Source organism: Urbifossiella limnaea, from assembly GCF_007747215.1.
In the GTDB taxonomy this organism is placed as follows: Bacteria; Planctomycetota; Planctomycetia; order Gemmatales; family Gemmataceae; genus Urbifossiella; species Urbifossiella limnaea.
This window is the reverse complement of sequence record NZ_CP036273.1, coordinates 5,948,437-5,966,355: the sequence shown is the minus strand read 5'-3', so window position 1 is coordinate 5,966,355 and position 17,919 is coordinate 5,948,437. Positions and strand designations below refer to the sequence as shown.

15 protein-coding genes are annotated in these 17,919 nt (G+C 73.0%); 3 read left to right on the top strand and 12 right to left on the bottom strand.

Annotated elements, in window-relative coordinates:
• The first annotated feature begins 74 nt into the window (after positions 1–74).
• Both ETAA1_RS24320 and ETAA1_RS24315 read left to right on the top strand, forming a co-directional pair.
• Positions 75–620, top strand: coding sequence for a Uma2 family endonuclease (locus tag ETAA1_RS24320; protein ID WP_145243083.1), 546 nt, complete (start codon positions 75–77; stop codon positions 618–620).
• 14 nt (positions 621–634) lie between these two features.
• Positions 635–991: a gamma-glutamylcyclotransferase family protein gene (locus tag ETAA1_RS24315; protein ID WP_202920381.1), complete on the top strand. Its 357-nt coding sequence runs from the start codon at positions 635–637 to the stop codon at positions 989–991.
• On the opposite strand, the gene ETAA1_RS24310 is transcribed toward ETAA1_RS24315, so the two are convergent.
• Positions 988–1,356: an FHA domain-containing protein gene (locus tag ETAA1_RS24310; protein WP_202920380.1), complete on the bottom strand. Its 369-nt coding sequence runs from the start codon at positions 1,354–1,356 to the stop codon at positions 988–990. The two genes, ETAA1_RS24315 and ETAA1_RS24310, sit on opposite strands and share 4 nt — an antisense overlap.
• A 179-nt stretch (positions 1,357–1,535) precedes the next feature.
• Between ETAA1_RS24310 and thrC the strand changes: the two genes are divergently transcribed.
• The gene (thrC, locus tag ETAA1_RS24305) at positions 1,536–2,930 is read left to right on the top strand and encodes a threonine synthase (RefSeq protein ID WP_145243081.1); all 1,395 of its coding nucleotides are present in this window, start codon (positions 1,536–1,538) and stop codon (positions 2,928–2,930) included.
• Positions 2,931–2,939: 9 nt separating this feature from the next.
• Here the strand turns inward: thrC and ETAA1_RS24300 are convergent, their stop codons facing one another.
• The 11 genes from ETAA1_RS24300 to ETAA1_RS24250 all read right to left on the bottom strand — a co-directional run bounded on the left by ETAA1_RS24300 (position 2,940) and on the right by ETAA1_RS24250 (position 17,885).
• On the bottom strand, positions 2,940–5,888 hold the full coding sequence (locus ETAA1_RS24300) for an ABC transporter permease (RefSeq protein WP_145243080.1): 2,949 nt from the start codon (positions 5,886–5,888) through the stop codon (positions 2,940–2,942).
• 105 nt (positions 5,889–5,993) lie between these two features.
• Positions 5,994–6,935, bottom strand: coding sequence for an ABC transporter ATP-binding protein (locus ETAA1_RS24295; RefSeq protein WP_145243079.1), 942 nt, complete (start codon positions 6,933–6,935; stop codon positions 5,994–5,996).
• A 52-nt stretch (positions 6,936–6,987) separates the two neighbouring features.
• Positions 6,988–7,980 carry an NAD-dependent epimerase/dehydratase family protein gene (locus tag ETAA1_RS24290; protein WP_145243078.1) on the bottom strand — a complete coding sequence of 331 codons (993 nt, stop codon included), beginning with the start codon at positions 7,978–7,980 and terminating at the stop codon, positions 6,988–6,990.
• A complete protein-coding gene (locus ETAA1_RS24285) occupies positions 7,977–9,686 on the bottom strand; it encodes a fatty acid CoA ligase family protein (RefSeq protein ID WP_145243077.1) in 1,710 nt (569 codons plus the stop codon). Before ETAA1_RS24285 ends, ETAA1_RS24290 begins: the two co-directional genes overlap by 4 nt.
• Positions 9,683–10,231: a DinB family protein gene (locus ETAA1_RS24280; RefSeq protein ID WP_238389296.1), complete on the bottom strand. Its 549-nt coding sequence runs from the start codon at positions 10,229–10,231 to the stop codon at positions 9,683–9,685. The genes ETAA1_RS24285 and ETAA1_RS24280 overlap by 4 nt, the downstream gene beginning before the upstream one ends.
• Positions 10,232–10,277: 46 nt before the next feature.
• On the bottom strand, positions 10,278–11,489 hold the full coding sequence (locus tag ETAA1_RS24275; RefSeq protein WP_145243076.1) for a radical SAM/SPASM domain-containing protein: 1,212 nt from the start codon (positions 11,487–11,489) through the stop codon (positions 10,278–10,280).
• A 67-nt stretch (positions 11,490–11,556) separates the two neighbouring features.
• A complete protein-coding gene (locus tag ETAA1_RS24270) occupies positions 11,557–13,677 on the bottom strand; it encodes a phosphatase PAP2 family protein (protein ID WP_145243075.1) in 2,121 nt (706 codons plus the stop codon).
• A 47-nt stretch (positions 13,678–13,724) separates the two neighbouring features.
• A complete protein-coding gene (locus tag ETAA1_RS24265) occupies positions 13,725–14,582 on the bottom strand; it encodes a fumarylacetoacetate hydrolase family protein (protein ID WP_145243074.1) in 858 nt (285 codons plus the stop codon).
• Between the two features lie 165 nt (positions 14,583–14,747).
• Complete coding sequence (locus tag ETAA1_RS24260) at positions 14,748–15,869, bottom strand: GTPase (protein WP_202920379.1); 1,122 nt, start codon at positions 15,867–15,869, stop codon at positions 14,748–14,750.
• A gap of 96 nt (positions 15,870–15,965) precedes the next feature.
• Complete coding sequence (locus ETAA1_RS24255) at positions 15,966–16,964, bottom strand: DUF1559 domain-containing protein (protein ID WP_202920378.1); 999 nt, start codon at positions 16,962–16,964, stop codon at positions 15,966–15,968.
• Between the two features lie 162 nt (positions 16,965–17,126).
• On the bottom strand, positions 17,127–17,885 hold the full coding sequence (locus ETAA1_RS24250) for a type III pantothenate kinase (protein WP_145243071.1): 759 nt from the start codon (positions 17,883–17,885) through the stop codon (positions 17,127–17,129).
• Positions 17,886–17,919 lie beyond the last annotated feature (34 nt).

Genomic DNA, 17,919 nt, shown 5'->3' with positions numbered 1-17,919 from the left:
GGTTTCGCTGCCGCTTGCGGCGTAGCGGCGTATACGCCGCAGGCGGCCGAGCCGACCACCCCTTGGGTTTCGACATGACCGTCGAAGTGCTACTGACGGCCGAACAGTACGCCGACCTACCCGACGACGGTCGCTGTACCGAGCTCGTTGGCGGGCGTGTCGTCGAGGTGCCCCGTCCGACCTCGGCTCACGGCTACTACTGTGCAAATGTCGGCGGTATCCTTGGTGGTTACGTCAAAGCCAACGGCCTGGGGCGTGTCGTTTCCAATCGCTGCGGCGTAACGACCCGTCGAGACCCAGACACGGTGCGCGGCCCGGACGTGGCGTTCTACAGTTTCGACCGCGTGCCACGTGGCCCGATGCCGAAGGGGTACTGGCCGTCGCCGGAGCTGATCTTCGAGGTGCGGTCGCCGTCGAACACCTGGCGGGAGATCAACGCGAAGGTGGGCGAGTACTTCAAGGCGGGCGTCAAGGCCGTGTGCGTGCTCGACCCGGACACGGAGAGTGTCGGCGTGTACACGCCGGACGAGTTTCCGCGCCGGCACACGGCCGACGAGGAGCTAACGCTGCCGGAAGTGTTCCCCGACTTCCGCGTGCCGGTCCGCGAGTTCCTGGGCTGATGAGGCGTCGCCCCGTGCCGACCGTCCTGTTCGTGTACGGCACCCTGAAGCGCGGCCACGCCGCCCACGACCTACTCTCCGGGCAGCACTTCCTCGGCCCCGCCGCAACCGCGCCGCGCTACCGCCTCGTCGATCTCGGGCCATACCCTGGCCTCGTGTCCGACGCCGCCGCCGGCCTCGCCGTGTCCGGCGAACTGTGGGAGGTGACGGACGCCAAGTTGAAAGAACTCGATTTCTTCGAGGGGTGCCCAACACTGTACTGGCGCGGGGCGGTGGAGGTGGCCGACCACGCGGGGCCGGTCGAAGCTTACTTCTACGCGCGACCGGTGCCGCCGCGGGCGCCGACCGGCGCGGCGTGGCCGCTCGGCTAGCTCGGGCTGCTGTCGGTGCCGGCGTCGGGCGGCACCGGGCGGTACCCGCTCGGAACCGGCGGCCGCTCCGTCGAGCCGCCGAGCACGTCGCCGCAAACCTGGTACTTGAAGTTCCCGACGGTCAGTTCGTCGCCCGGCACCAGCTTCCCCTCGGCGACGCGCTGGCCGTTCACCTTCACGCCGTTCGTGCTCCCCAGGTCGCGGACGACGAGGTAGTCGTTCACCTGGGCGACGCAGCAGTGCCGCCGCGACACCTTCTTCGAGTGCAGCTGCACGTCGCACTCCTCGTGGCGGCCGAACAGCAGGATCGGCTTGTCCACCAGGATGCTGGGGCCGTCCGTCAGGGAGAGCAGGTGTACGGGCATTCGGTCGCCTTCGGGGCCGTGGGTAGGTTTCATACTCGCACGAAGGGGTGAAGGGGTGAAGGGGTGAGGGGGTGAGAAATCGTCCACCCCTCACCCCCTCACCCCTTCACTCCTTCACCCCTTCATGCGCCCCCGGCCAGCGATACAGTAACCCCGGTCCCCTCCCATAGGCGCAGAGCATGGCCGACCTCGCGTTCCAGCGGTGCATCGACCCCCGGTGCGGGGCCACGGCCGACCTGTCCGACACGTCGTTCCGCTGCCCCAAGTGCGGCGGCCTCCTCGACCTCGCCTACGACTGGGACCGCCTCCCCGTCCCCAAGACGCTGCGCGAGTTCGAAGCGGCGTGGGCCAACCGGTCCGACCCGCTCGACTTCTCCGGCGTGTGGCGCTTCCGCCGGCTGTTCCCGTTCGCCCCGCCCGACAAGGTCATGACCGTCGGCGAGGGGCAGACGCTGTGCCAGCGCGCCGACCACGTCGCGGCCTACGCCGGGATGAACCCCGGGTGCCTGTACCTCCAGTACGAGGGGATGAACCCGAGCGGCAGCTTCAAGGACAACGGCATGACCGCGGCGTTCACCCACGCCCGCATGGTGAACGCCCGCCGGGCCGCGTGCGCCAGCACCGGCAACACCAGCGCCAGCCTCGCCGTGTACTGCTCGGTCACGCAGCTGATGCGGGCCGTCATCTTCATCGGCAGTGGGAAGATCAGCTACGGCAAGCTGTCGCAGGCACTCGACTACGGCGCCCTGACCGTGCAGATCGCCGGCGACTTCGACGACGCCCTCCGCCGCGTCCAGGAGGTGAGCAGCCGGCTCGGCATCTACCTCGTCAACAGCGTGAACCCGTTCCGCCTCGAAGGGCAGAAGACGATCATGCTGCGCATCCTGGAGGCGCTCCGCTGGGAGGTGCCGGACTGGATCGTCGTTCCCGGCGGCAACCTCGGCAACGTGTCGGCGTTCGGGAAGGCGTTCGCCGAGCTGCGCGACCTGGGCCTGATCGACCGCGCGCCGCGGCTGGCGGTGGTGAACGCGGCCGGGGCGAACACGTTCTACCAGCTCTACGAGAAGCAGGGGGTGCGGTGGAACGGCGGCGCGTACGACGCCCCCAAGGTGGACCGCTACATGACGGCGATGGACGCGGCGAACCTGCGGGCGGACACGCTGGCGAGCGCGATCGAGATCAACCGGCCGGTGAACCTGCCGAAGGCGCTGCGGGCGCTGGAGCGGTGCGGCGGCGTGGTCCGCGAGGCGACCGACGCGGAGATTCTGGACGCGAAGGCGACGGTCGGCGCCGGCGGCCTCGGGTGCGAGCCGGCGAGCGGGGCGAGCGTGGCGGGGCTGCTGAAACTGGTGAAGGAAGGGGTGATCGCGCCGTCGGACCGGGTGGTGTGCATCCTGACGGGGCACGTGCTGAAGGACCCGGACGCGACGGTGGCGTACCACACGGCCGACCCGGCGCACTTCGCGGAGAAGCTCGGCAAGCGCGGGGTGAAGCGGGTGCAGTTCGCCAACCGCGCCGTGCAGGTGCCGAACGACCTGGCCGAGATCGTCAAGGCGATCGAGCTGTACGCCTGAGCGAGTGGGTCACCGGTCCGGGGGCAGCGGCACCAAGAACACCACGTCGGCGCCCCGGACCATCGTGCCGGGCACGAACGGCGCCGACCGGCCGCCGCCGTCGGCGCCGTCGGGGCCGACGCTCCAGATCACCGGCTGCCCGGCCTTCACCTGTACCGGCGGCGGCGCCCCGCGGCCGGGCGGGGTTCCGGTCACGTCTTGTAGCAACTCGTCGGCCGTCGGCACGCGGTACCGCAGCGCCGTGCCGGCCGGCGCGTACGGGTCGGGCGGCACCTCCGGCAGGTACGCCGGCACCAGCGCGGACAGGTCGGGTGGAAACGTGCCGCGGTCGTGGTGGTAGAGCCGACACGCCAGCGCCGCCGCGAGCCCCCGACGGGCCACCCGCAGCGCGCGGTCGGCGGCCCCCAGGTCGATGAGGGCGCCCGTCCGCGCCGTCAGCATCGCCGCCCCCGGCCGGCCGAGCGTCAGCCGGCGGTAGTCGTCGCCGTTGGTCGGGTCGAGGCCGTAGGCGACCAGCCTCCGCGTCCGCTCGCGCTCCCAGGGCACGCTCCACGCGAACGACACGAGATCGACCTCGGGGTTAGGTGCGTCCTTGTCGCGGCCCGGCGGCGTCACCATCGCCGGCAGCCACTCGCTCGGCGCCTTCATCAGCTCGCGGACGACGTACCGGTCGGCCAGCTGGTGCGGCGTCGGGTCGAACGGCTCGCCCCACCCGGTCGCCGGCAGTTCCGCCCCCGCGACCGTACCGTCCGGCCGGAGGCGCGTCATCAGTGCCCGCTCGTCGCGGAGCACCTCGTCGAGCACGGCGCGGAGGAGTTCCGGCCGGTTCTCGACGCGCGACAGCCACCGGCCGACGGCCGCCAGGGCCAGGGCGGTCACGTCGTTGCCGCGGTGGAGCGACGCGGTGAGCGACCCGTTCCGCAGCGACCGGGCGACGGCGAGCCCGGCGCGCAGGTCGGCCGCGAACGCGGCCGGGTCGCCGGCCGTCTGGCGGTACAAGCCGTGCGCCAGGACGACTACCGCCATGCCGCGGCCGCTCTCGAGCGTCGGCGAGCCGGACGTGGAGCGCGTCAGCCGCGGGTGCTCGAAGACGGCCACCGGCAGGGCCGGGTCGGCGGCGGCGGCGGCCTGGTCGAACCACGCCTCGTGCGGCGGCGGGGCGGGGCCGGCGAGTGGCCCCGGGCCGGGCACGAGGCGGTCGGCGTCGTACACCGCCTGCACCCACTCGGCGAGGTCGGCGTCGTCGCGGACGGCGGCGCCGCCGCGGAGTTGCTCGACGCGGTCGGCGGGGTTGTTCCGCTTCCCCGGCACGGGGCTCACCACCAGGGCCGCGACCCGCGCGAACTGCTCCGTCGCGGCGCGGAACTGCCGCCCCGTGTCGTTCTGCTGGAACGTCACCAGCCCGTCCTCGACGTACGCCACGTCGTCCGTGGCGCCGGGGCGGTCCGGCACCTCGACGGCGCGATACGCCGCCCCCGCGGCGACGGCGAGTACGGCCGCGACGGTGCCGCCGATCAGCGGGCCGAGCCCGCGGCGGGTGGCGACGCGCTCGGCGCCCCACGGCGCCAGCAGGGCGCGGCCGGCGGCCAACGCCAGCAGCGGCGGGAGCCACAGCCACAGGTGCCGTGTGCCGCCCGTGAGGAGGCCCGGCAGAACGGCCGCGAACGCCGTCCCGCCGGCGACCCCGGCCACGCCGGCGCCGACGACCGGCTTCTTGAACAGCATCCCGCACAGCACCCCGGCCGCGAACCCGTACCCGACCGGCGCCAGCAGGTACTTCCACCCTTCGGTGCCGAGCACCCGCGGCTCGAACATCAGCGAGCGGAACACGGCCGACAGCAACGCCTCGGCGCGCATCCCGCCGCCGCCCGTGGCCACCGCCCGGACCGCCGACGGCAGGGCGACCAGCGCCGCCAGCAGCAGCGCGAACGCGAGGTGAACCAGCACCTTGACGAGCCACATCCGCCCGGCCGGCAGCCGCTGTTCGCCCCAGAAGCGGGCGCTCCCGGTGGTCTGCTCGTCGGAGAAGGCGGTGATGCCGGCGAACACGCCGGCCAGGAGCCCGAGGGCCGGCCACGCCACGAACGGCTCGATCGTCGGCAGCAGGAGCGTGAGCCCGGCGGCGACGGCGAACCCGGCGATCGTGACCCCCGGGCCGGTCAGCTGCCGGGCGGCGAGCCACAGCAGCGCCTGGAGCCCGAACCGAGAACGCCGCGCGCGGACCGGCTGCTCGACGACCGGGGCCGCGGGTTCGACGAGGTACACGGCCGGCGGCGGCGGCACGCGGTCGTCGGCCTCGCGGGCGCGGTCCGGGCGGGTGTAGGCGGCGGCCGACCACAGCAGCGGCGTTGCGAACATCAGCCCGAGGAACAGGAACGCCCCCGCCGGCCGCGGGATCGCCGACCCCGGCGTGGCGAACACGAGCGTGATCGGCAGCAGGTAGGCGATGGCGAACAGCGTGGCCGCCGGCACCGCCACGCCGACCGACCCGAGCGTGGTGCGGGCGAGCGTCGAGCCGAGGGTGCCCCAGCAGAACGCGAGCATCGAATAGACGGCGACGGCGAACGCCCACCCGGTCGTGGCCAGGAGGCCGAGGGCGTACCCGGCGGCGATGACGAGCCCGGCCTGCGACGCGGCGAGGAGCCCGCCGGCGAGGAGTTTGGCGGTCCACAGCCCGGCGCGGGGGACGGGCAGGGCGTCGAGGAAGCCGTGCGTGCCGGCCTCGCGCTCGGCGGCGAACAGCGCCCCGCCGCAGACGGTGCCGGCGGTCACGGCGAGCAGCAGGGTGGTGAGCGGCCCGGGGCCGAGCCCGCGGAGCACGTCGCCGGGGGCGGCGCCCTTCTGCGGCGGGTCGGCGAGCACGGCGACGGCGACGAGCACGCCGCCGCCGAGGACGACAAGGGTGAGGCCGATCAGCCCCTGCTCGCGGAACTCCTTCCAGACGATCGCCCGGACCACGTGGGCACCTGCGATGAGAGTCGGGAACCCGCGCGGGCGCTTGCGGCTTAGCGCGCCGGGGCGCGCTAAGCCGCAAGCGCCCGCGCGGGTTCCTGGACCACCCCGTTACTCCGCCACGCGCGTCACCACCGGCGCGGTCCGCGCCATCAGTGCCGCGTACACCTCTTCCAGTGACACCGCACTGTCCTCGAAGTCCGTCACGCCCGGCGACGAGCGAAGTGCGTTCACGGCACCCGGGTCGGGGTCTTGCACCGTCGCCTGCCAGAAGTGGCCGGTGCCGTTCCGCGTCAGCACCGTCCCCAGCGCCGCGGCGTCCGGCGGCTGCTCCGCGAACCGCAGGCTGATCCGCCGCACCTTCTTCCGCAACTCCCCCAGCGGCGCGGACAGAATCATCTTCCCGTCGCGCAGCAGCCCGGCGTGCGTGCAGGCCCGCTCCAGTTCCGCGATCGAGTGGCTCGAAATGAGCACCGTCCGCCCCGCCGCCGCCAGGTCGGCCAGGCCCGCCAGGAACTCGCGGCGCGTCAGCAGGTCGAGGCCGCTCGTCGGCTCGTCCAGCAGCAGCACCTCGGGGTCGGGGGCCAGCGCCAGCGCCAGCCCCACGCGGGCGTACCCGCCCTTGGACAGTTCCTTCAGCTTCTTGGCGGGGTCGAGGCCGAGGCGGTCGGTCCACTCGCGGTAGCGGGGCAGGAAGCCGGGCCGGTGGAACGCGGCCGTGAACCAGCCGATGTCGGCGACCTTCATCCAGTCGTAGAACCGCGGCCGCTCCGGCATGTAGCCGACGCGGTGGCGCAGGTCCAGGGCGCGGGCGTAGCAGTCGAGGCCGAGGATTTCCGCCCGCCCGGCGTCGGCCGGGGCCAGGCCGGTGAGGATGCGCATCGTCGTCGTCTTGCCGGCGCCGTTGTCGCCGAGGAAGGCGTAGACGGCGCCGCGCGGGACGCGCAGGTTCAACTCGTCGAGCGCGGTCTTGCCGCGGTACCGGACGACCACCCGGTCGGCGACGATCACGTCCTCGGCCATGCACAGCCCCGCGGCGGGGGTGCGAGACAAACCCCCCACCGTCAGAATGAGAATCGGCCGCCCGCGGGTCAACCACCGGGCCTCACTTCGCCCCGCCGAACGACGCCGCCAGCCGCCGCAGTCCCTCGTCGACGCTCACCGCCGGCTCGTACCCCAGGTCGCGCCGGGCCGCCGCGATGTCGTACCAGTGCGACGTGCCGAGCTGCGCCGCGACGAACCGTGTCATGGCCGGCTCGCCCGACAGCCGCAGCCAGCGGTACGTCGCCTCCAGCACGCGCCCCGCGAGTCGGGCCTTCCACGCCGCCACGGATTTCGTGACGGGTGGCAAGCCGGCCGCGGCCAGGACGCGGTTCAAGAACCCCCACAACTCGACGGGCTCGCCGTTGGAGATGAAGTACGCCTTCCCCGCGGGGGCGGTCCCGATGTCCAGCTTTTCCGCCGCGAGGACGTGGGCGTCGGCGGCGTTGTCGACGTACGTCACGTCCACGCGCACGGGCCGGGTGCCGATGCGGCGGAGCTTGCCGGCCCGGGCCCGGGTCAGCACGCGCGGGATGAGGTGCGGGTCGCCGGGCCCCCAGATGAGGTGCGGCCGCAGGGCGACGGTCGCCAGGTCGGGGCCGTTCGCGGCCAGGACGGCGCGCTCGGCCGCGGCCTTCGTCTCGGGGTACGCGGCGTCGAAGTGTTCGGGGTAGGGCGTGCTCTCGTCGGCCCCTTCGAGGTCGCCGCCGCCGTGGACGACGCTCGGCGTGGAGGTGTAGACGAGCCGCCGCACCCCGGCCGCGCGGCAGGCGGCGATGACGTTCTCGGTGCCGGCGACGTTGGTGGCGACGTAGTCGGCGTGGCGGCCCCACACGCCGGCCTTCGCGGCGGTGTGAATCACCACGTCCGTCCCCGCGACAGCCTTCGCGACGGCGTCGGCGTCGGCGAGGTCGCCGAGGGTCTGCTCGACGCCGAGTTCGTCGAGCCAGGGGTAGGCGCTGCGGGTGAGGGAGCGGACGTGCCAGCCGCGGGCGCGGAGCCGCCGCACGACGGCGCCGCCGAGGAACCCGCCGCCGCCGGTGACGAGCACCTTCATGCGGTCGGCCTCCACGCCGGGCCGAGCTCGCGGTCGGCCCACGCGGCGAGCTTCTCGCGGAAGATCTTCGAGTTGTGCCGCACGTCCACCGGGAAGCCGGAGTGGCTGAGGAACGTCGTCACGGACCGGGTGTGGTCGAACCGGGCCGCGACCTGCCGCAAACCGTCAACGATCTTCCCCCACGGCCAACCGAAGAAGTTGGCGTCCACCTTCGACCATGGGAAGTGCCGGGGCAGGAGTCGCTCGACGCACAGTACCGGGTGCGTCACGCCGTCGCGCCGCGCGCCGACCAGCGCCGTCCGGTACACGCCCGCCACGGTGTTGAACACCGGCTCCACCTGGTCGGTGAACAGGGTGCCGTGCGGGGTCACCACGCGGTGACTCTTCCGGCCGCAGAACCACAAGCGCCCGATGTCGTCGTAGTATCCCACGTCGCCCATGCGGTGCCAGAGGGCGCCCGTCCGCGGGTCGCGGATTTTCGCCAGCCGCGTCGCTTCAGGCCGGCCGAAGTACGCCGCCGTCACCACCGGCCCGCACACGGCAAACTCGCCGACCTCGCCGGGGGGCAATACCCGAGCATCGTCCCACTCCGGAATCGCGTCGTCGGTGATGGGGATGACGCGGACGACGACGCCCGGCACCGGCCGGCCGACGCACACGCCCCTGCCCTCGTCGGTGAGGTGGCGCGTCTCCGTTAGGATTTCCCCGCTACCGATGTTGGCGACGGGTAGCGCCTCGGTCGCGCCGTAGGGCGTGAACACCTGCACGCCGGGCGACAACAGCCGGGCGAAGCGCTCGAGCTGGTCGGCACGGGCGGGGGCGCCCGCCGAGATGGCACGCTTCAGGCTCGGCAGGCGTTCGCCGTGGCCGCCGAGCGCACGCACCACGGCGGGCGAGCCGAACAGGTTCGTGGCGCCGAACTGCGCCACCTGCGCGACGGCCTTCCGCGGGTCGATGCGGGCCGGGCGGGCAAAGTCCATGTCGGGCACGACGCAGGTCATCCCCAGCGCCGGGCCGAACAGCGCGAACAGCGGGAACGTGCAGAAATCGACCTCGCCCGGCTCGATGCCGTACACCGCCCGCAGCATCTCGACCTGCGCCGCGAAGACGCCGTGCGTGTACACCGCCCCCTTCGCCACGCCCGTGCTGCCGCTGGTGAACAGCACCGCCGCCGCGTCGTCCCGCGCCACGTCCGGCACCGGGTACGGCCCCCGGCCGGCGCCCGCGGCGCGGAGCCGTGACACCCCGGTGTCACAGAAGAATCGCCCCCGGCCGACGTTCACCGTGACGCGAATCGTCCTCTTGGCCCACCCCAGCAGCCGGCGGGCGACGTGGGCCTTCGGGATGCCGATGAACGCGAACGGCTCCGCTTCCGCTAGGCAGGTGCCGAGGTTCTTCACGCCAATGCCGGGGTCGATGAGCACCGGCACGGCGGCGACCTTCAGCAGCGCGAACGTGAGGGCGAAGAAGTCGGCCGACGGCGGCACCATCAGCGCGGCACGGGTGCCGCGCCCGACGCCGGCGGCGGCGAGGCCGTGGGCGAGGGCGTCGGTGTCGGCGGCGAGTTGCGCGAAGGTGACGGCCCGGTGCGGCGTGTGGCCGTGCGGGCGGACGCGGCGCGCGGGCAGCAGCAGCGCCGGCCGGTCGGGCACGGCCGCGGCCATGCGGGCGAGGTGGGCCGCGACGTTCAGCGGGGGGGCCGTCATGCGGGCGACGGCAGCCCGAGCGCCGCCCGCTTCTCGCGGACGAACGGCAGGTGGTGCGCGACGTGCCCCGTCACCGAGCGGATGACCTGCTCCAGCGTCTGGGGGCCGCGGGTGCTGTGGACGCCGGTGCGGGCCAGCTGCTCGGCCGACAGGCTGCGGATGAGGCGGGCGGCGCTCGCGCGCGTCGCCTCGATGACGGCCAATTCCTCGGCCGCGTCGCGGTCGTGGTAGCGGAGCGCCGCGAAGAAGAGGTTCTCGTCGGCGGCCGCTAGTGGTGGTGAGTCGTAGGCGAGGATGCGCTTCATCCGCTCCACGAACACCGGCTCGAAGTCGGCCAGGTGCGCGAGCACTTCGAGCGTGCTCCACCGGCCGGCGACCGGCCGCGCCACCACCTGCTCGCGGGTCATGCCGGCGACGGCGGCGCGGAGGTCGGCGAGGGGGCGGAGGTAGTTCTCGGCGAGGTCGGCGGCGGCGGGCATCGGCTCTCCGGTCGGGCGGGCGCCGCCGGCCCGGTAGGCGGCCGCGAGGTCGGCGTCGGTCGGCATGGCGTACCTCGGCGGCGGGAGGACGTGTCGTGGTGGGCGTTCGCGGTCAGCCCGGGGGGCGGCCGGCGTAGACGCCGAAGTCGTTGAAGAACAGCCGCTTCGCCACCCGGTACAGCGGGTTCCGCTCCGGCACCTCGGCGGCGGGGTTGTACTGCGACGGCCGCGGCGTCATCGCCCCGAGTTCGGCCAGCGCCGTCTTGCGCGCCGTGGCGTCCGCGGCGCCGTGGGCCTCCACCAGTTGCTTCAGCAGGTCGGGCCGTTCGAGCACGATGCAGCCGCGGGTGGTGTCGGCGGCCAGCTTGCGAAAGTCGGCCAGGAACGCCGAGCGGAGGAACTTGTCCTTCAGCGTGCGGCCGTCGGGGTGAATCGATTCCGTGCTGAACTGCACGATCGGGCACGGCTCGATGCCGCCCCACGGGTTGATGTGGTGGCTGATGCCGGTCGCCGCGGGGCACAGCGCCTTCCCCTCGCCGTCGTGGTACGCGTCCACGATGACGATCGGCTTCGTGGCCCGCATCTCGACCACGAACTTCCGCACGCGCACGCCCTGGTCCTGCGTCAGGCACAGGTCGGGGTTCGGGTTCGGCCCCATCGGCCGGTACACGTGGAACCAGGTGTACAACACGCCCAGCTCGATCAGCCTGTCGATCCACTCCGGCTTCAGCAGGTCATCGATGTTCGTGCGGCACACGCTGGTGCACACGCCGGTGAACACGCCGGCGTCGAGCGCGTTCTTGACGCCGGTCAGCGTCTTGCTCAGCACGCCGCCGCGGCCGCGCCGCTCGTCAGACACGATCTCGGTCCCTTCGACCGACAACAGCGGCGTGACGTTGCCGAGCTGCCACATGCGGCGGGCGCGCTCGGGGGTGAGGAAGTGGCCGTTGGTGAACACCTGGAAGTAGCAGTCCGGGTGCTCCGCGAGCATGTCCAGCAGGTGCGGGTGCATGAACGGCTCGCCGCCGACGATGCCGAAGAAGCGGTTCCCCATCGCCTTCGCCTCGCGGATCAGGCGGTGGAAGGCGTCGGGGGAGATGGTCTGCTGCTTGTGGGCCACGTCCACCCAGCAGCCCTGGCAGCGGAGGTTGCAGCTGTTGATGATCGAAATGTACAGGAACGGCGGGAACACCTGCCCGCGCTTGAGGCGGCGCTTGTGCCGGTGCACGGACAGGGCGGCGCCGACGCCCATGTTGTAGGCGAGCTTCCACAGGAGGCGCTTGTCGGTCTCGACGAGCACCCGCTTGGCCATCTTCAGGAACACGGCGCACCCCCGGAGCGATACCCCGAGTGTAGCAGCAGTGCCGGCGAGCGGCCCGCCCGCCGGCGCCTCACGCCAGCGGCCGCAGCTTCGTGCCCACGACCACGCCGCCGACCGCCTCCCCGGCGGCGAGGCCGTCCGCGGCCGACGACGGGAACTGCACCCCGCCGGAAACGCCGCTTTGCGCCGCCTCCGCCGCGGCGTCGGCGAAGCCGGCAAAGGACCGCGTTACCCCCGGCAGCGCCGGCGAGTACGCGCGGAAGGCGTACCCCTCGCCGAAGAGCGCCGTCAGTACTGCCGCGCCAGCGGCGGTCACCGCCGCCGTGTCCGAGATGTAGTCCGGGTGGTTCGGCGTCGCCAGTAGCGGCGTCCAAGTCGGGTCCGCAGTCGTGCCGGGGTTGTCGTCGCCGCCCGCCTCGCGGACCGCGGTGATCGGCCGCCAGCGCGCGAACGTCAGCTTCGAGTCCCAGGCCACGATCGCGGCGTCGGCCGCGGCCATCGCCACCAGCGCGAACGCCCGCGCCGAGTCGAGCAGGTCGAGGTTCTCGCGGCGGACCACGTCCTGCGTCACGGCGCTCGCGCCCGCCCCGCCGGCCCAGAAGAGCGCCTGCTGCGTCTGGTCCGCGGTGCGGGTGCTACTGTCGATCCGGCCGAGTTGCTGCACCGCGTTCAGCTCGGCCGCGTACTCGAGGCTCGACACTTCCGGCGGGCCGTTCGGGCGGAACACGGCCGCCGACCCGATGGCGAACGTGGACACGTTGCCCCAGCCGGGGAGCAGGAACGGGGCGTTGTCGGGCGGCGTCGGCCGCCAGTCGCCGGGGTTGGTGCCCGGGGTGAACGGCACCGAGCCGGCCTCGGCCGAGCCGTCGAACCCCCGGATGAAGAGGAGGAATTCCGCTTCTTGGGCGCCGGTCTGGAGGCCGCCGTCCTTCGCCGTGCCGTCCGGGATCAGCGCCAGCCGGGCGTTGCGGATGCGGACGAACTCGGTGGCTTGCTCCGGGAAGAGGCCCGACAGCACCTGCTCCCCGGCGAGCAGCGCCGCCGCCTCGGGGTCGGCGTCGTCGGGCGACCCGGGGGTGAAACTGTACGACTCGTACCGCCGGACGATGACGTTCGCCGACTCGAAGACGGCGATGTGGAGCATCGCCAGCGCCCGGGCCGCGGCCGGCGCCGGGGTGGCGTCGGCGGCGACGGCCCGCAGCGCCACCTGGTTCCACAGTAGTGCCGCGTCCGGCGTCGCCTCCGCGGGGCCGCTCACCCACCCGTTCCCCGTCAGGCCGGAGGCGTCCGTCGGTTCGCCGGTCGGGGTGAAGCGGCCGACGCCGGCGCCGGGGACGACGGTGGCGATGTCGGCGGTGTACCCGCGGTGGACGACGCCGACGCGGACGCCGGCCCGGGAGCTGCCGTCGCCGATGACGAACGAGTCGAACGCGGTGCCGTCGCCGCGGAAGCTGTTCACCAGCGGGCCGCCGCCGGCGCCGGTGCCGGTGACGATGTCGGTCCGGCCGTCGGCGTCGAGGTCGCCGGCCGCGACGAACACGCCGCCGGCGAAGGCGGCGTCGTAGGCCAGGAAGCTGGCGAGTTCCCGGCCGCCGGCCGCGACGCTGACGGCCCGCACGTGCGGCGCCCCGCCCGGGCCGGCGCCCGCGATCACGTCGGCCCGGCCGTCGCCGTCCACGTCGCCGGCCGCGACGCGGACGCCGCCGCGGAAGCCGTCGCCGTACGCGAAGAAACTGCTGGCGACGGCACCGGTGCCGCCGTCGATGACGGTCACGGCCGGGCCGCCGCCCTCGCCGGCGCCGGCGATGATTTCCGCCTTGCCGTCGAGGTTCGTGTCGCCGGCCGCGACGTACACCCCGCCGCGGAACGACGCGTCGAACACGAGTTGGTTGTAGAGTTCGACCCCGGTGACGCCGTCGAACACCTTGACCACCGGCCCGCCGCCGGCGCCGGGCGCCGCGATCAGGTCGGTGACGCCGTCGCCGTTCACGTCCCCCGCCGCGACGCTGACGCCGCCGGTGAAGTCGGTGCCGAACGGGAAGACGCTGTAGCGCGGCGTGCCGGTCTCCGTGTCCACCAGCTGCGCGCGGCCGATGTCGCCGGCGTCGGAGCCGACGGCCGCGAACTGGGCCGCCGGCACGTCGCGGGGTTCGAGGCGCTCCAGCGCGAACCGGTTCCGGTGGTGACGCATGTCCGGATTCTTCGGGTGCCGGCGGGGGGCGACTTGTGCGAATCGCCTCACACCACCGGGTTCGACAGCGTGCCGATTCCCGTGATGCTGATGCTCACCGCGTCGCCCGGCTTCAGCGTGAACTCGTCCGGCGGCACGATGCCGGTGCCCGTCAGCAGCAGCGCGCCGTCGGGGAAGGCGTTTTCCTTGCCGAGCCACTCGACCAGGCTCTCCGGCGTCCGCGACAGTTGCTCCAGCGTCGTGCTCCCCTCGAACGCCGTCGTTCCGCCGCGCTTGATCGTCAGCTTGATCTCCACGCCGGCCAGCGGCGGCATCTTCGCGGCCAGCGTCACCAGCGGGCCGATGCTGCACGACTGCTTGTAGATCTTCGCCTGCGGCAGGTACAGCGGGTTCTCGCCCTCGATGTCGCGGGCGCTCATGTCGTTGCCGACCGTGTACCCCACGATCCGCAGGTCCGGCGACACCACCAGCGCCAACTCCGGCTCCGGCACGCTCCAGGTGCTGTCGGCCCGCACCTTCACCGGCTCGCCGGGGTGGACCACCCGCGCCGGCGTGGCCTTCAGGAACAGCTCCGGCCGCGGCGCCGTGTACACCTTGTCGTAGAACTGGGCCGCCCCCTTGCTCTCTTCCTCGCGGGCCACTTTGCTCCGCTTGTACGTCACGCCCGCAGCCCACACCTCCTGCTTGTCCACCGGCGCCAGATACACCTGCCGCCCGGCCGGCTCCGACGTGCTTCCCGCGTCGATGAGTTCGCGCGCCAGCCGGAGGGGGTCGGGGGCGTGGAGCACGTCGGCGAGGGTGTGGACGCCCGGCTTGCGGGTCATGTCGAGGTCGAAGACGTGGCCGGACTCGACGAGCACGACGCCGACGCGGCCGTTCGGCCGACGGACTTTCCCGAGCTGCATGGCACGCTCCGCAACGGAGAAGGACGCCGCTGTTGTATCCCGCGGCCCACCCTCAAGCCGGGATTCTTCTTTCCGGCCGAGGGGGGTCGGGTCGCGGAAACATGTCACCGACTCATAAAGATCAATATTGGATCGACAGCCGCGGCCACGGCCGTTCCGAACCCGTTATCCCGCCGGCGGTTCGGCGGTGACGCAGGAACGGAGTAGCCGGGCTGCCTCGTCCGATTGTCCGAATGCCAGCGCGGCGTGGGCGCGAGTCACCGTCTCGGCCAACTCCGGGGTGTACGGCACAGCGGCACCAGGCGGGAGCGAGTCGGGAACGAGCCGGTAGGCGATCCACGAAGCCAGCCCGGGAATCCCATCTCCCGTCAGGGCGGAGACAGGAACCGCACCGGGGGGTTGGTTGGGGGAACGGTCGAGGCCGCAGTCCGACTTGTTCAGAACGAGCACCCAGCGGGTCGTCGGCGGGGGAACGAGGGCAGACGTCTCGTCGTCGGGCCATTCGGGGTCGTCCGTACTCGCGTCCGTCACCCACAACACCAGATCGGCCGTCGCCAGCCGCGCCCGCGCTCGTTCGATCCCCTCCGCCTCAAGGCCGGCGGCGTCGCGCAACCCCGCGGTGTCGGCCAGCTCGACCGGCCAGCCGTCGAACGCGAGCGCCGTCGTCACCACGTCGCGCGTCGTGCCGGGGGTCGGCGACACGACCGCGCGCTGGTAGCCGGCCAGCGCGTTCACCAGCGAACTCTTGCCGACGTTCGGCGGGCCCGCGACCACCACCTTCCACGGCTCCACGAGGTGCCGGCCGATTGGGGCGAAGCGTGCGAGTTCGGCGAGGAGCGGGCGGGCGTCTGTGTCGTCGTCGAGAGCGACGAGGGCGGCGCGGACGGCCCGGTCGAAGGCGCCGTGCGCCTGGTCGAGCAGGATGTTCGCGGTGCGCAGCGTCGGGGCGCGGGACAGGAGTTCCCACACGTCGCTGCGGGCGGCCCCGTCCTCGACGCACCCGCGGGCGGTGAACGCCTCCACCGTCTGCCGCACGACGCGGCGGCCGCCGTGGCCGTGCAGCTCGACACACACCTCGGGTGTGACGGCCCGCACGGCGAGCACCACCTCGTCGCCGTCGGCGAGGCGGCCGACCCAGAAGCGGTGTGGCTCAGGGGCGTCGGGCAGCGTCCGGCCGCCGGCGGGGCGGAACAGCCAGCGTGTCAGCCCCCACGCGCGGGGGCCGGTCACCGCCACGGTGGCGATGGCGGCGGACCCGGCCGGGGTGAGGACGGACACGCGGGTCATGACGAATGACGAATGACGAATGACGAATGACGAAGAATGACTACCCGGCGACGCAACCACGGGCAACCCGTCCGGGATCTCGTCATTCGTCATTCGTCATTCCGAAGGCGCCACCTCGCCGCCGGCGCGGGTGGCGAGGATGCCGAGGGTGCGCACCGGCGTGCTCTCGCGCACGAACCGCACCGACCCGTCGGCCATCGTCACGTTCGCGCCGCCGGGGTGCATCGAGTAGAACAGGTAGCCCCACTCGTTCGACCCGTTCACCTTCATCGGCGTCGGCGGCAGGCCCGGCGCTGCCCCGCCGCCGCACCAGTTGACCAGCTGGCCGATCTCGAACGGGTTGTCGTTCGTCGCCCACGCCCCGCCGCGGGCGCGGGCGCAGTCGGCCGCGGCGGTGGTCGCGTTCGCCGCGGCCGCCAGCTTGCCGTTGCGGTACACGTCCTCGCGGCCGGCGTTCTCCCCGACGAGCATGGTGTTCGACGTGCCGTCGAGGACCGACGTGATCCGGTTGGACGGCCGCGGGGCCGTGACCGCCGTCCAGCCGGTCATCGCCCCGGCCCGGTCCCCGGTGACCTGGTCCGTGCCGGTCAGCCCGGCGTTGGTGTTGAAGTTGGCGTGGATTCCCTCGACGACGTAGTAGTCGGTGCAGGCGCCGACCTTGTTCGGCGGGGTGACCTCGATCTTGTTCTGGAGGCGGTCCGGGTTCGGGGTGGACGGGCACTGCACGACGCGGAGCTGCGTCTGGGCCAGGACGCCGTTGTTGCCGACCCACCAGTTCTCCCGCAGGTCGTACTGCGCCAGCAGGGCGCCCTGCTCGATGTACGGCAGGGCGTCGGGCATCCAGCTCCGCTGAGCCGCCTCGGGGAGGGTGGCGTCCTTGAACAGCCGCTTCGACATCGGGAACTCGCCGCGGGCGCTCTCGTAGTTGTGCAGCGCGAGGCCGAGCTGCTTCATGTTGTTGGTGCACTTGATCCGCGCCGCCGCCTCGCGGACCTTCTGCACCGCCGGGAGCAGCAGCCCGATCAGGATGGCGATGATGGCGATGACCACCAGCAGTTCGATGAGGGTGAACGCGGCACGGCGGGACGTTGGCACGAAACGGCTCCGGGTCGATGCGACGGGCGGTCGGTTCGGCCACTCCAAGGCATCCGGCGTGCCGGCGGCCGGAAGTGCAGAATTGACGGGGAAATCGCGGGGAAGTGGGGCGGCGGGCCGTGGCCGGTGGCAACCCTGTGACCGGGGGTGGTCACGCGAGGCTCACCCCAGCGCCGCCGCGGCGAGGCGGATGCCGAGGAGGTTCAGCGCCGGTTCGCGCGTCATCGTGACGTCCCGCAGGTGGTAGGGGGCCAGCACTGTGGCCGCGCCGCCGGTGATGAACACCCACGCCCCGGGGGCGGGGGCCGCGTCGAGCGCACCGCAGATCAGCCCGTGTACCCCGCCGACGACCGCCGACTCGATCCCGGTGCGGATGGCCGCGGCCGTGTTCGTCGCCGGCCCCAACCCCTCGGGCGAGCCCGTGAGTTCGACGAGCGGCAGTTGTGCGGTGCGGTCGCGCAGCGCCAGCGCCATGAGCCGTGGGCCGGGGAAGATGGCGCCGCCGCGGAACGCCCCCGCCGCGTCCACCAGGTTCACCGTGACCGCCGTCCCCACGTCCACGGTCACGGCCGGCGTACTGGGGGGGACGAGAGACCGGGCCGCCAGCGCGCCGAACACGCGGTCGATGCCGACGGCGGCGGGCTCGTCCACCAGGAGCGGGATCGGCAATTCCGTGGGTGACCGGAAGTGATGACAGGTTCCGCCGATGGATTCGACCCACGCGGCGAGGGCGTCGGCGACCGGCGGGTTGACGCCGCCGACGGCCCAGCGGGTGCCGCGGCCGAGCCCCCACGCGGCGACCTGCGCGGCCCACGCCGCGGGGTCGGGCGGCAGCGCGACCACGTCGGCGATGCCGTCGGCGGCGCACCGGCCCCATTTAACGCGGGTGTTGCCGATGTCCACGACCACGGCGGGAAGCATGGGGGCTCGAAGGGTTTTAGCTCGTGGGTGAGTC

What these genes read in the sequence shown, in the direction of transcription:
- ETAA1_RS24320 (WP_145243083.1), top strand. Translation starts at nt 75, where the DNA reads ATGACCGTCGAAGTGCTACTGACGGCCGAACAGTACGCCGACCTACCC.
- ETAA1_RS24310 (WP_202920380.1), bottom strand. Translation starts at nt 1,356, where the DNA reads ATGCCCGTACACCTGCTCTCCCTGACGGACGGCCCCAGCATCCTGGTG.
- thrC (WP_145243081.1), top strand. Translation starts at nt 1,536, where the DNA reads ATGGCCGACCTCGCGTTCCAGCGGTGCATCGACCCCCGGTGCGGGGCC.
- ETAA1_RS24290 (WP_145243078.1), bottom strand. Translation starts at nt 7,980, where the DNA reads ATGAAGGTGCTCGTCACCGGCGGCGGCGGGTTCCTCGGCGGCGCCGTC.
- ETAA1_RS24285 (WP_145243077.1), bottom strand. Translation starts at nt 9,686, where the DNA reads ATGACGGCCCCCCCGCTGAACGTCGCGGCCCACCTCGCCCGCATGGCC.
- ETAA1_RS24280 (WP_238389296.1), bottom strand. Translation starts at nt 10,231, where the DNA reads ATGCCGACCGACGCCGACCTCGCGGCCGCCTACCGGGCCGGCGGCGCC.
- ETAA1_RS24270 (WP_145243075.1), bottom strand. Translation starts at nt 13,677, where the DNA reads ATGCGTCACCACCGGAACCGGTTCGCGCTGGAGCGCCTCGAACCCCGC.
- ETAA1_RS24265 (WP_145243074.1), bottom strand. Translation starts at nt 14,582, where the DNA reads ATGCAGCTCGGGAAAGTCCGTCGGCCGAACGGCCGCGTCGGCGTCGTG.
- ETAA1_RS24260 (WP_202920379.1), bottom strand. Translation starts at nt 15,869, where the DNA reads ATGACCCGCGTGTCCGTCCTCACCCCGGCCGGGTCCGCCGCCATCGCC.
- ETAA1_RS24250 (WP_145243071.1), bottom strand. Translation starts at nt 17,885, where the DNA reads ATGCTTCCCGCCGTGGTCGTGGACATCGGCAACACCCGCGTTAAATGG.